Raw genomic sequence first — 13232 nt, 5'->3', positions numbered from 1 at the left:
TTGTTAATGAGGTCATTACGCTGTGAAATTCCCATCATAGCTCAGCATAATGGCTGATTTTACACCAGCTACCTTTGTTAGTTCTTCCATCAATTTTGCATCATTTTGTTTTACACGAATTTCATAAGTTGTTTCGATTTCATTCTGTTGCATAATGGATTTCGATTTGAGAGCGAATTTTTTTGTTTGCGCAGCAATAATTCGCTCAATTTCAGCATTAGCCAATTCCTCTTCAAACTTTACAATTAGTAAATACGGATTTTCTACCGTTATTTTATTAACGAATATTAGCAATACAAGTCCGATTAAAATAGCACCAATAATCACTAATGGAATAAAGCCAGCACCACATAAAATACCTGAAACAATTGCCCAGAAAATATAGACTAAATCCATGGGATCCTTAATAGGTGTACGGAAACGTACAATAGATAAGGCACCAACCATACCAAGTGACAGCAGAACATTTGAACTGATTCCCATAATCACTAGTGCTGTTGCCATTGTCATTATAAGTAGTGAGATATTGAATGAATGTGAGTAAATGACTCCATTAAAGGTCTTCTTATAAACAGCATAAATGAAAAGCCCAATAAAAAACGCTACTACTAAACCAATAATTGAATCGATTAATGAAAACGAGGTTGTTTTTTCTAAAAAGTTGGATTTAAAAATATCACTAAATTTAATTGTATCCATTGTTCATTCTCCTTTATTATTAGCCGTACATACGACTAAGTTGATATTTTGAATAGGCCTCAGCACGAGTATCCACTGACTGTAGTAAATATTTGATGATGTCTGGTAGATATCCATCGTACTTTACCTCTAAAATTACAAGATTAGGCTCCAGCACATCGACCATAGGCAAGTTTTGATTAAACATATCCGTGTTGCGTAGACTCGATTGCACCTTACTATCAAATGTCACACGCACATTGCCAAACGGATAGATATAGGCTTCTCTCTCGTAATCCACTACCGTAGTAGGTCGCAACTGGTTGTAATTCATCTCATGATATAAATCTCGAATTAGCGCTCGGTCATCATTCTCCATCCAGGCTATCTCGCCAATACGTAGTTTTTCATACTCAGCTTGAGATATTGAACATTTTGTTTTAAAGGTCACATTGTTACGCTTACTCTTCCGCTCAAGATTAATAACATTATTAGACTTGCCGTATATGCGTACTCGATATTTATCTCGATTAATAAAGCCTTCTTTTTTCTCATTTAACACTTTATTGGCAAAATTATCGAAGTACGTACTACGAATTAAATATTTACCGTCTAAGCCAGCATGATGATCACGCTGCATAACATGCTGAAGCTTGGCTTTTAATAATGCATAATCTGGATAGGAGATCGCTTGTTTTATTTCTTGGCGACCATTTGGATTAAATGAAGTAACTATTGGCATTTCATCACTCTCCCTACTTGTATTAGTGTCAGACTGACTAACCTTTAATGCTGCTCGTCCCTTTGTTCATTTCCCGTCTACATCGTTTACTATAAAGGGCTTTTGTGTCAGGCAGATGTCAGCTTTACAAATTCTTCAACTCTCTTTTACAAAACAAAGCAGATTTCTGGGAGACGGATTAAACCAACACTAAGAAGGCTACTACGCTCTTATAGCGTAGTAGCCTTTTGCAATACTAATTCAAAATGTGTTCCAGAGGGATTGCTTTCAATTAATCGCAAATCGCCCCCAACAGATTGGGCCATCATTTTACTAAGTGGTAATCCTAAACCCAAGCCGCGAACAGTATATTTTTTATTTTCCCCTCTATAAAAGCGCTCAAAAATAAATGACTGATCCTCTAGAGGGATTCCATGTCCTGTGTCCTTCACCATCACTGACAGAGCCTCGCCATGATCTATCAACCTCAAGGTTATTGTTCCTTTGTCCATCGCCTGTTTAGCATTGGTTAATAGGTTTGTAATGATCTGTTGGATACGAACAATATCTATCTGTACAAGCACAGGTTTTTCCAACAAATGTAAATGAACTTTTACATGTTCATCTTCCTGCATGACTTCCCACTGTGCCACCGCCTCTCGCAGTAGCTGATTAACATCTACTGACTCTATCTGCACAGGAATAGCATCGACAGCAAAATGGTTAAAGGCAAGTAAGTCACCAACCATTGTTTTCATTTTTGTCGTTTCGACCATAGCCATTTCAATGAATTCCATAGCATCCTGTCCCGTTACAACACCATCTCTTACAGCCTGTAATAAACCACTTATAGAGGTGACAGGTGTTTTCAATTCATGGGTGACACCTGCTAGTAATTCCGTTCGAGTTTTCTCCAGCTGTTCTAATTTATTTGCCATATTTTTAAAGGAGGAAACAAGCTCATAGATTTCCTTTTCCTTACTATATTGAGGCAAATCAATTGCATAATTGCCTTCCTGTACATGCTTGGCAGCCTCAGCTACTTGTTTAATGGGATGGGCCAAACGCTTTGACAGAAAGTAAATAGCGATCCAGCCTAATAATGCTAATGCTCCAATTAATATGGCAAGCTGTCCATATGCTTGGTTAACTCTTGTTAAATTCCCCTTCTTCTCCATCACCAGGGCCCAGCCCAATAACTCATGATTATTTTCTATCTTTCTTTTCACTACATATTCAGGTTCAAGTCCATCCTTTATTTCCTTAGTACCTTCTTTTCCATCTAACAAGCCAGCTACATTTTTAGCACTACCAGGTGGTACAGGACGGTTGCTAGTCAGTATATTTCCCTCTGTATCTACAACATACAAAATCGGATCGATCTCTTTCATATTAAAACGCTGACGATCCCCTATGAAACCTGGAATACCATTTATAGGTCCATTATTAGGATTTGTTGTATCCGTTAAACGATAGACCGTTTCGTCTGCTAAAAACTCCATTAATTCTAATCGATTTTCAAATGTTGTATGTCGAATCCACGCTGCTGAGATTAAAGATATAATAGCTAAGCCTATAAAAAGTGTCAGTAAATATCGGCTCGTCCAATATTGAAGTAAGGATATTCGCTTATTTTTTTTGAACACTTAGCTGATACCCCAATCCACGTAGTGTCTTTATTTCTCCTTCCGCTTCATCCCATTCTTTTAAAGCCTTCCTTAGCCTCTTTATAGCTAAATCTACAGCACGATCACTACCCTCATACTCCCATCCCCAAACTTGATCTATAAGCTGATCCCGGGTAAATGTTTGATTAGGGTGGTCAGCTAAAAACATGAGCACTGATAAATCTCTTGGCGTTAATACAATCTCTTCTCCACCCAAAAGCACTTTATGCGCTTTACAATCAATCACTAGAGACCCATACTGCTTACCAGTAGCTGAATCAGAACTACCTACAGCACGTCTTAAAACAGCCCTCACTCTTGCAACAACTTCATCTGCGATAAAAGGCTTGGCAATATAATCATCTGCCCCATGATCAAACCCCTCTAGACGGTAATTAACCTCACCTAATGCTGTTAACATGATAACTGGGCAAGTACTTCGTTCTCTTATTTCTTTTAAAATGGACCAACCATTTTTTTCTGGTAACATAATATCTAGCAACACTAGATCTGGCTGTGTTTCACGAAACATGACCAAGGCTTGACCACCATTGAAACATTGTGTCACACTATAACCGACTTTTTGTAAATACACCTTTAAAACCTGGCTTATTGGATATTCGTCCTCTATTACTAGAATGTTTGCCAAAGTCAATCACCTCGCTACTAGTTCACTCTTATATTCATTATAGCACTGGATTATGTCAGTTAAATGTCAGCCTATCCATTACCCATAAACTAATAGCACAGATTATATAGAGGACATCTATTGACAATGTCTTCCTCAGCCACTTATCATTGAGTGCGAATGATAATCAATGATAATTCATTCAAAAACCTAGTAAATGAAATTAAGGGGGGTAAAAGCATGATTATTGTAACTAATCGTATTCAAGTAAAACCCGGTTTTGCTGCGAGAATGGCACCAAATTTTACAAAGCCAGGTCCTCTGCAACAGTTTGAAGGCTTTCATAAAGTAGAGGTATTAATTTCAACTGATGATCCTACTTATGATGAAATGAGTGTTAATATGTATTGGGAATCTAAGGAGCATTTCCAAGCATGGCGTAATAGCGATGCATTTGCTGCAGCCCATCAACGCCCAAATTCGGGCTCTGAGGGAGAAAAGGCTGACAGTCCAATTATCGGCAGCAAAATAGTGGTGGCGGAATTAGCTTCTTCTATTGAAGCCTTAAATTAATAAACGACGATTAAATTACTTATACATTATCTTCTGATTCTATCTAAAAAGCCCTGCATGTTGAACGATCATGTAGGGTCTTTTTTCTTGGTATAAGAAACATTGATTAAATCAATATAAAAGAATGACTAGTATATAGCCCAGCACGGATAGACAAACCGAGCCAATTAAACCTGCAATAAATGCCTTTACACCTAGCTCCTTAAATGTTTTCATCTCAACATTTAGCCCTAAACCAGCCATTGCCATCGCAATTAAGATATAAGCAATATCTACTAATGCTTGCGATACATTCGCCGGTATAATCCCTAAAGAGTTGATAGCACTCATCGCTAAAAATCCTAAAATAAACCACGGTATGATGGATAAAGAAAAGGCTTTTTTCTCTTCACTTTTGTCCATTCTTCGATAGAAAATACCAATAACAATTGCTACAGGTACGAGTAGGGCCACTCGTGTTAATTTCACGATGACGGCTATATCAATTGCTTCATTTCCACCAGCAGATGCAGCTGCAATTACATGCGCAATTTCATGTAATGTCCCCCCTGCGAAAATACCATACGCAGTAGGTGTTAAATCGATGATGGAATAAAGTAACGTATAAATAAGTGTAAAAATAGTCCCCAATAACGCAACAATCGCTGCCCCTACCGCCGTTTCCTTTTCATTTGCTTTAATTTGAGGTGCAATTGCCACTACTGCAGCAGCTCCGCAAATGGCAGTCCCGCAAGCCGTTAATATCCCTAGCTTTTGATCGACTTTAAATATTTTTGTTAGGCCGTACACAACAATTAAGGCAAATAGCAGATTAATGACTGCAATTAAAAAAACGTTAGCACCCGCATGATAAATATCTGCCAAATTTAAGCGCATACCCAATAAAATAATACCAAAGCGTAATAGCTTCTTGCTGGAAAATGAAATACCTACTTGCCAAGAATCTTGTACTTTAAATGTTGCTCGCCAGGTCATCCCTAATATAATGGCAATAACCAACTGTCCCAATATTGAAAGGAAAGGAAATGTGGCAATATATTTCGCTACTAAAGCAATAAGAAGCGTTAACAATATCCCCTTCAAGAAATTTGGATTAAGAGTAGATTTTAATTTAAGCTGTCTATTAACCATGATGTTCACTTCTTTCTCCCTTGTTGATTATTACTTTAATAAAGAGTGCACTATTAGTAAAATACATATATATAATTATTATTATTAATATTTCTAATAATAGGGGTGAAGATATGCAATTGGATGCTTTAAAAACATTTATCACACTGGTTGAGGTCAATAATTTTACAAAGACCTCTGAAATACTTCATATTTCACAACCAAGTGTTAGCTTACACATTAAGAATCTAGAGCAAGAATTACAAACAACCTTATTTATTCGTTCCCCAAAATCGGTGCAAATTACACCAACTGGTGAAATTCTTTATAAACGAGCAAAGCAAATCATGGCGATAGCTGAAGCTGCAAAAGAAGATATCGCTGCCTATCATCAAGAGGTACAAGGTACGCTAGTCATTGGGGCAAGCTTTACAATTGGCGAATATATATTACCTCCAATTATTGCAAGCTTACAGCAACAATTCCCACAACTTGAACTTCAAATTATTATTGGCAATACAAAAGAAATCATTCAATATACAAAATTACTGCAAGTCGATATAGGTCTAATTGAAGGACAGGCTCATGATAATGAACTAGTCATTAAGCCATTTATGCAAGATGAGTTATTTATTGTTAGCGACAGTAAACATCCTCTTACAAAGCAACAACCTCTGACTGCTGATAAACTCCAGCAGCAAAGCTGGGTTGCGCGTGAAGAAGGCTCTGGAACACGTTATTATCTGGATCATTTATTCAGAGCAAATGGTTTACAGATTCATTCGCTTTTGACTATTAGCAGTAATCAGGGCGTGAAGGAGAGTGTAATGCAGGGACTTGGTCTTTCTTTATTGTCTGCCTGTGTGATAGAACGTGAATTAAAAAATGGAGATATGACTATTCTGCGCCTTGAAGGACAGCACTTTATGCGAACATTTTCTTATCTTTGCTCACCTACCATGAAAAATAAGCGCAATGTCGACATACTGATTGATATCTTAATAAAAAAAGCATAGCGATTCTTTTCTCGTCGCTAAGCTCTTTTTATGGTTCTTCTCGTATTAAAATGTTTACTTTCAATGATTTCAACAAATTTCATTGCTGCTCTAGAAAGAGGTACTGACTTCAAATAACACATACCAATACTTCTCGTAGGAATACTTTCCCTTAAAGTTAATTCATAAAGAAGTCCACGTTGAAGATAGTCCTTTGAAAATTCCTTTGTTACACATGCAATGCCAAGGTTACTACGCGCAAATTCGAGTACTAAATCATGTGAGCCTAGCTCAAACTCTGGCTCTATGTGAACGCCTCTTGCAAAAAGATAATCTTCCACATACTTCCTTGAATTCGATTTTTTCTCTAGAAAGATAAGTGGAAATTTTAAAAGGTCCTCATAGTTTAAACTTTTAGATGAAAGTGTTTTATATTTTTCCCCACAGACAAAAATATCCTGAATATCTGTACATACCGTTAACTGTAATGTTGAATCTTCAATTGGAAAATTACAAAACCCTATATCTACTTCACCCGATTTAATAAAATTACAAATTTCAGAGGTTGTGCCATTTAGCATTTGCAATTTAATATTCGGATACATTGTATGGAATGCTTCTAAATAAGGCATTAAAAAGAAGCGTGAGATCGTATCACCTACACCTATTTTTAATTGCCCTGTTGTTAAATTTTTGAATTCAAGTAACTTTTCTTCACCAGCATCTAAAAGCCCTAAAGCAGAATTAGTATATTCAAAAAGTAGGCTACCCTCTGTTGTTAATGTCACACCTTTAGGAGTTCGATTAAAAAGACGTGTGCCAAGTTCATTTTCTAATTGCATCATTGCCTGACTTACAGCTGGCTGTGTCATATATAAATCTTTTGCCGCACTAGAAAAGCTATTATTTTTTGCTACAACACTAAAAACACGATATAAATCTAATTTCCCTATCATATAAGCACCTCTTATAGCTATTATATGAACTATTAATTTTACTTATATCATTAACGAGCCTTATAGTAAAATCAATGGTTTTTATATCACTTTACGCTAGATAGAATGAGGAGAGATTAAATTGGAACGTGTAATCGGTACAGTTGTAAGAGGTCTTCGTGGTCCTATTATTAATGAAGGCGATAATATTGAACAAATTGTTGTAGATACAGTGTTAAATGCTGCACATATTGAAGGATATACAATAGAGGATCGTGATATTGTGACAGTAACTGAATCTGTCGTGGCACGTGCACAAGGAAACTATGCTACAATTGATGATATTGCCATAGATGTAGCTGCTAAGTTTGGAGATGATACGGTAGGCGTTATTTTCCCCATCTTAAGTCGAAACCGCTTCGCCAATTGTTTACGAGGCATCGCTAAAGGTGTAAAAAAGGTAGTATTAATGCTAAGCTACCCATCTGATGAAGTGGGTAATCACCTTGTAGATATTGATGAGCTCGATGTAAAAGGCATTAACCCATGGACGGATACACTCAATGAGGTTGAATTCCGCGAGCATTTTGGCTATAAAAAACACACATTTACTGGTGTAGATTATATTGAATACTATAAAGAGTTAATCGAAGCAGAAGGGGCTACGTGTGAGGTCATCTTCTCAAATAATCCAAAAACAATTTTAAATTACACAAAGAGTATCTTAACATGTGATATTCATTCACGCTTCCGCACAAAACGTATTCTAACAGCGAACGGTGCAGAAAAAGTTTACAGCCTTGATAATATTTTAGCTGAATCAATTAATGGCTCTGGTTTCAATGCTGAGTATGGTCTACTTGGCTCGAACAAAGCAACAGAGGATAGTGTTAAATTATTCCCACATACTTGCCAACCGATTGTTGATGGAATCCAAGCAAAAATTAAAGAAGCTACAGGAAAAACAGTAGAAGTTATGATTTATGGTGACGGCGCATTCAAAGATCCTGTGGGTAAAATTTGGGAGCTTGCAGATCCTGTTGTATCCCCAGCATTCACCGCTGGATTACATGGAACACCGAACGAGGTTAAATTAAAATATTTAGCGGACAATGATTTTGCAGACCTTCGAGGCGAAGAACTAAAGGCTGCTATTTCTGAATACATCCAAAATAAAGATGAAGATTTAACAGGTCAAATGGCTGCACAAGGAACAACACCGCGTCGTTTAACAGACCTTATCGGTTCCCTATCTGACCTTACATCTGGTTCGGGTGACAAAGGAACACCAATGATTTACATTCAAGGCTACTTCGATAATTACACTAAATAAACAAACAAAAATGAACTCTCGTCCTAATGAAGAGAGTTCATTTTTTTATGGCGAGGATAACAGGAATCGAACCCGTACTCCCATTGGAAAGGGATATGCACTCCTTGCACCTACCTCGTAATAGATGATTATTGAATGCTTGCTATAGTATTACATTGTGCTCAGTCCCTTCTCTTCTTAATTGGTTAGGATTTTAATTTATTTGGAATAATTTCTTCTTGTAGCCAATGCTCACTTGTTTGAACATGTTGCGGTCTCACAAATTTCCCTAAATTATAGCGGAAATCTTCGTAATGGAATGAGCTAGTATTTCTAATGACATACCCCTCTTGTTCCCCTTCAAAGAATGATTTTCCAGTGAATGTACGTTTTATCTGTTCTTCGTCAAAAATCCCTCGGTATAAAACGGGCACTGTTTCTATACCTAACTCTGCTGCAAAGGCCACGGTTTCATCCCAGCTCAAACAAATATTTTCTTCATTCCAAATGCTAAACAAATAGAAATAGCTTGTTAATCCTTGATAATAAATAGAATGCTTGGCATAAACATTTTCACCACATAAGCGCCAGTCCTTTGGAATCCGATACGCAAAATTCGCGTGAAATGTTTTTACCCAATGTCTAGAAGGATGGTTGGCTGAATGAATGCTTCTAGCATGCATATAGTCTCTGTAAAGTGTTGTCCCTTCTCCATCTAACTTTTCAGTGACAACAACCTCCTTTCCAATAAAATGATTCACATTTCTAGCAACTTTATCATCATCGGTATAACCCCTGCTCCATGGTAAATGAAAACTTCTTGGGTATTTCATTAATTTCGTCATACTTTCACCTTCCTTTCCTAAAGTTTACTTGGCAAATTGATCTGCCTCACGGAAAAAATAAAGCCTTGTTAATAAATCACCATCTAATAAATGATAAATTTGGCTTCCACCTCTATCTCCCCCATACTGGATTAACATATGAAATTGCACTAAATGAACAACCTTTAATACAAATTCCTTTTCAAAGCCCAACTCTAATAGAAAATGGCAAACTAGTTGAGCCGAGACATTTTCATGCCCAAAATAACCATAACGCTGTTGCAAAGGTTTATATTTTTTACAAGCTGGTTTACCGACATCATGAAACAATGCAGCTATTTGTAGAGCTAGTTTATCGCTTTCTAAGTAGTACTCATTGATATACGCGTACACAAAATACGTATGCTGACATAGTAAAAATTGATGGAATGGGTTTTCTTGATCGAATTGATAAATTTCTTTGAAAAGTGGGACTGCTTGAAGTGTTTGAAAAAGCTCTTCATAGGTGGGGTGGCCTTGTATGAGTGAAACAAATTGTTGTCGAGAAAGATCATAGGGACTTGATTCATGAATAATATGCAATTCATTAAACCCTTCTCCTACTGTCGGGAACTCTAAATGCTTTCTCATTTTTTCCATCACGATTAATGGTACATGTCTTTTCCTTTGCTGGTTTCTAGCTACACAGATTGAATAAGGTGTATCAAAGTAATAACATACCTTCTGCACATTACTTGGTATTTTACGAAGTGCAAACATCCTGCGCTCTCGTTCAATATTGGTTGCATCCACAATGACAGAAAACCCTTTTGCCACTAAGTCATTAAGACGTTCATATAATGTACGAAAGACTATACGTGATTTTTGCCTTGTTGAATCCCCAAATAACTCCTGACGTATAGCATCGCTTGATAGGACAATTGCATTTTCATTTTTAGCTAACTGTTTCACAAATGTACTTTTCCCACTACCAGGCAACCCCACTGTAAAGATTACCTTCATTCTTTTCACCTCCCTTCAAGTTTCTTTATCGTATGGCATGCCACATTCTTTAGTGTCTCAATAGCATTTCATCCATTATTTTTAATAACAATTTATGATAATCAGTCATAATATGAAGCAATATTACATATAAAAAAGACGGCTCCACCTTTTTGTAGAGCTGTCTCTGTTTATCAATATCTTATTACCTTACACATTTATTGTATCATAAATTTACAATAATTTCTAGACTATACTTCTTTCCGAAGTAGATGTATGATAAATTTCCTGCTTCAATCCCCCCATATCATCTGCATTTGGATACTTTCACTATATTCAAATTTGTGGTTGGACAAACAGTTAAAAAAGCAGCACAATTACCCTCTTCTCACCATCTATTGAGGTGAGGGTTACTGTCAAAGGAAGCAAATAACTATGGAGAGGAATGTGAGTAAACGTTGGAAAATCAAAAAGAATGGCTAGAAGAAAAGCATCACCTTGAGGATTCTTTAAACATTATTGTTCATAAAATAAAAGAGTTAGAGCATAAAGAAAAAGGTTTTAAAGAAAATGCTGTTGCCTTAAAGAAATCCTTTTGGAACGATGTGAGAGTCAATCTAGATACCGCTGAGGATGTAGACGAAACCTTTTTTGCAATTAAGCAGCAGGCAGAGCTTTTATCTGACTCAGAGCTAGCACAGGAACGGGCAATTCGTAATGTAAAGGTATATGAACGTTTACAACAGTCACCCTATTTTGCTCGTATTGACTTTGTACAAGATGGTCAACAAGACCCTTTAAAAATTTATATTGGTGTAGCCACATTATTGGATGAACAGGATGAAAATATCATCATTTTTGATTGGCGAGCGCCTATATCGAGTATGTATTATGACTACACACCTGGTGATGCATCCTACGAAACATTAGGTGAAGAAATTCATGGAGAAATGCTGTTAAAACGGCAATTTATTATTAAAAATGGTCAACTACAATCCATGTTTAATACGGGCCTTACAATTGGTGATGACCTACTGCTCGATATCCTTGCGCAAAATGCAAATGAGCATATTCGTAGTATTGTTGCGACAATCCAAGCAGAGCAAAATAAAATTATTCGCCATGTAAATTCACGCTATCTTATTGTTGAAGGCGTGGCAGGTAGTGGCAAAACAGCTGTAGCCTTACAGCGGGTAGCTTATCTACTTTATCGTTATCGTGATGAAATGACTGCCGATCAAATTCTGCTAATTACACCTAACCAACTTTTTAATCAATATGTTCATTCTGTCTTACCTGATTTAGGGGAAGACAATATGCAGCAGTTAACGTTTATAGAATATGCTGAAAAACGATTAGGTAAACAGTTTCAATTAGAGTATCCTTATGAGCAGCTTGAAGAACTGTTAACAGAAAAGGATGATGCTCAGTATCAAACAAAATTAAGCATCATTTCTTTTAAAGCGAGTCTCGCTTATAAACATTTAATCGATCAATATGCGAGTTATTTATCCGATAAAGGCTTGTTATTTAAAAATATCGTTTTTCGTGGAGAACGGATTATTACTGCACAGGAAATTACCGAATACTTCTATTCTTTCCCTTCCACTATGTCGATACCAGATCGCCTACAATTAGTAAAAGAATGGTTATTGCAGCAACTAACGAAATTGGAAAAGGCTGAGCGTACAAAGGAATGGGTAGAAGAAGCTACTGAGCTATTAGATAAAGAAGATTACTCCAAATCTTATAGTGAACTTTTATATGAGGGTCGCTATACTGAAAACTCATTTGACGATTTTGATCAAGAACGCTATAAATTAGCGAGACAAATTGTCAAAAAACACTTTAAACCATTACGTAACTCTGTTAACAAGTTAAAGTTTGTCCATATGTTGGGTACATATCGACAGCTCTTTGATTTGAATAGTTCTATTAACAGGGATTTACAACACCTTATGCCAGACAATTGGGAGGACATTTGTCTACAAACACTCCCTAATTTAGCAAAGCGTTTGATTGCCTATGAGGATACTGCACCATTTTTATATTTACAGGACAAAATTGAAGGACAACAGACCAATAGGATGATCCGTCATGTGTTAATAGATGAAGCACAGGATTATTCGCCATTTCAACTTACTGTATTACAGCAGTTATTCCCAAAAGCACGTATGACCATTTTAGGTGATGGCCACCAAACGATTCATCCACATACCTTTAATAATCCTTCTCTACTCGACACTCAAATATATGGTGAGCAGGCAGAAAAAATGATATTAACCAAAAGCTATCGTTCGACAAAGCAAATCATACAACTCACTGCCAAAATATTGAATGATGGTAGTGAAGTAGAAGCATTTAACCGAAATGGCCCTGAACCATCGATTACTATTGTGCCAAATGAATTGGAATTAATGGATCATATTATTCAAAATATCGACCATTTATCTATTGAATTCGAAACAATTGCTGTCATCTGTAAAACCGCAGCCGAATGCTCTGCCGTTTATAAGCAATTAAACAATCGAGTAGATATTCAATTAATCAACCATAATTCAAAGCAGTTTATGAAGGGTATTTTATTACTTCCAGCTTACATGGCGAAAGGCATCGAATTTGATGCGGTAATCATCTATAATGCATCTGCTGCTAATTACTCAAGAGAAAGCGAACGGTACTATTTCTATACGGCGTGTACAAGAGCTATGCATGAGCTGCACATTTATTCTATTAACAAATTAACGTATTTCCTTCAATAATAGGTAACAGGAGAATCTGTAAATAAAAGATTCTCCTGTTACCTTG

At 36.5% G+C, this 13232-nt stretch carries 12 protein-coding genes; 4 read left to right on the top strand and 8 right to left on the bottom strand.

Going from position 1 to position 13232, the window contains the following annotated elements:
* Positions 1–15: 15 nt before the first annotated feature.
* The 4 genes from ACHZEU_RS14145 to ACHZEU_RS14130 all read right to left on the bottom strand — a co-directional run bounded on the left by ACHZEU_RS14145 (position 16) and on the right by ACHZEU_RS14130 (position 3715).
* Entirely contained in the window at positions 16–699 is a 684-nt protein-coding gene (locus ACHZEU_RS14145; protein ID WP_103119008.1) for a DUF4956 domain-containing protein, read from the bottom strand.
* Positions 700–718: 19 nt separating this feature from the next.
* On the bottom strand, positions 719–1420 hold the full coding sequence (locus ACHZEU_RS14140) for a polyphosphate polymerase domain-containing protein (protein ID WP_279493472.1): 702 nt from the start codon (positions 1418–1420) through the stop codon (positions 719–721).
* 209 nt (positions 1421–1629) lie between these two features.
* The gene (locus ACHZEU_RS14135) at positions 1630–3045 is read right to left on the bottom strand and encodes a HAMP domain-containing sensor histidine kinase (protein WP_279493474.1); all 1416 of its coding nucleotides are present in this window, start codon (positions 3043–3045) and stop codon (positions 1630–1632) included.
* Positions 3029–3715, bottom strand: a complete 687-nt coding sequence (locus ACHZEU_RS14130; RefSeq protein WP_279493475.1) for a response regulator transcription factor — start codon at positions 3713–3715, stop codon at positions 3029–3031. Before ACHZEU_RS14130 ends, ACHZEU_RS14135 begins: the two co-directional genes overlap by 17 nt.
* 219 nt (positions 3716–3934) lie before the next feature.
* Here ACHZEU_RS14130 and ACHZEU_RS14125 point away from each other — a divergent pair, with 219 nt between their 5' ends.
* The gene (locus tag ACHZEU_RS14125) at positions 3935–4267 is read left to right on the top strand and encodes a heme oxygenase (RefSeq protein ID WP_048395499.1); all 333 of its coding nucleotides are present in this window, start codon (positions 3935–3937) and stop codon (positions 4265–4267) included.
* Between the two features lie 111 nt (positions 4268–4378).
* On the opposite strand, the gene ACHZEU_RS14120 is transcribed toward ACHZEU_RS14125, so the two are convergent.
* Entirely contained in the window at positions 4379–5398 is a 1020-nt protein-coding gene (locus tag ACHZEU_RS14120; RefSeq protein WP_279493477.1) for a YeiH family protein, read from the bottom strand.
* Positions 5399–5511: 113 nt separating this feature from the next.
* Here ACHZEU_RS14120 and ACHZEU_RS14115 point away from each other — a divergent pair, with 113 nt between their 5' ends.
* The gene (locus tag ACHZEU_RS14115) at positions 5512–6393 is read left to right on the top strand and encodes a LysR family transcriptional regulator (protein ID WP_054548523.1); all 882 of its coding nucleotides are present in this window, start codon (positions 5512–5514) and stop codon (positions 6391–6393) included.
* 17 nt (positions 6394–6410) lie between these two features.
* Here ACHZEU_RS14115 and ACHZEU_RS14110 read toward each other — a convergent pair whose 3' ends face one another.
* Positions 6411–7328: a LysR family transcriptional regulator gene (locus tag ACHZEU_RS14110; protein WP_066038322.1), complete on the bottom strand. Its 918-nt coding sequence runs from the start codon at positions 7326–7328 to the stop codon at positions 6411–6413.
* 121 nt (positions 7329–7449) lie between these two features.
* On the opposite strand from ACHZEU_RS14110, the gene ACHZEU_RS14105 reads away from it, so the two are divergent.
* Positions 7450–8640, top strand: coding sequence for a coenzyme F420-0:L-glutamate ligase (locus ACHZEU_RS14105; protein ID WP_054548521.1), 1191 nt, complete (start codon positions 7450–7452; stop codon positions 8638–8640).
* 185 nt (positions 8641–8825) lie between these two features.
* Here the strand turns inward: ACHZEU_RS14105 and ACHZEU_RS14100 are convergent, their stop codons facing one another.
* Positions 8826–9464 (bottom strand): RNA ligase family protein, encoded by a 639-nt coding sequence (locus ACHZEU_RS14100; protein WP_048395489.1) that lies wholly within the window; start codon positions 9462–9464, stop codon positions 8826–8828.
* Positions 9465–9488: 24 nt separating this feature from the next.
* Positions 9489–10445, bottom strand: a complete 957-nt coding sequence (locus ACHZEU_RS14095; RefSeq protein ID WP_054548519.1) for an AAA family ATPase — start codon at positions 10443–10445, stop codon at positions 9489–9491.
* Between the two features lie 437 nt (positions 10446–10882).
* Here ACHZEU_RS14095 and helD point away from each other — a divergent pair, with 437 nt between their 5' ends.
* Complete coding sequence (gene helD, locus ACHZEU_RS14090) at positions 10883–13186, top strand: RNA polymerase recycling motor HelD (protein WP_279493479.1); 2304 nt, start codon at positions 10883–10885, stop codon at positions 13184–13186.
* Positions 13187–13232: the final 46 nt, after the last annotated feature.

The organism is Lysinibacillus sp. S1 (assembly GCF_044986265.1).
GTDB classification, from domain to species: Bacteria; Bacillota; Bacilli; order Bacillales_A; family Planococcaceae; genus Lysinibacillus; species Lysinibacillus capsici.
Note: the sequence above shows the minus strand (reverse complement) of the source record. Positions and strands in the feature narration are given on the sequence as shown.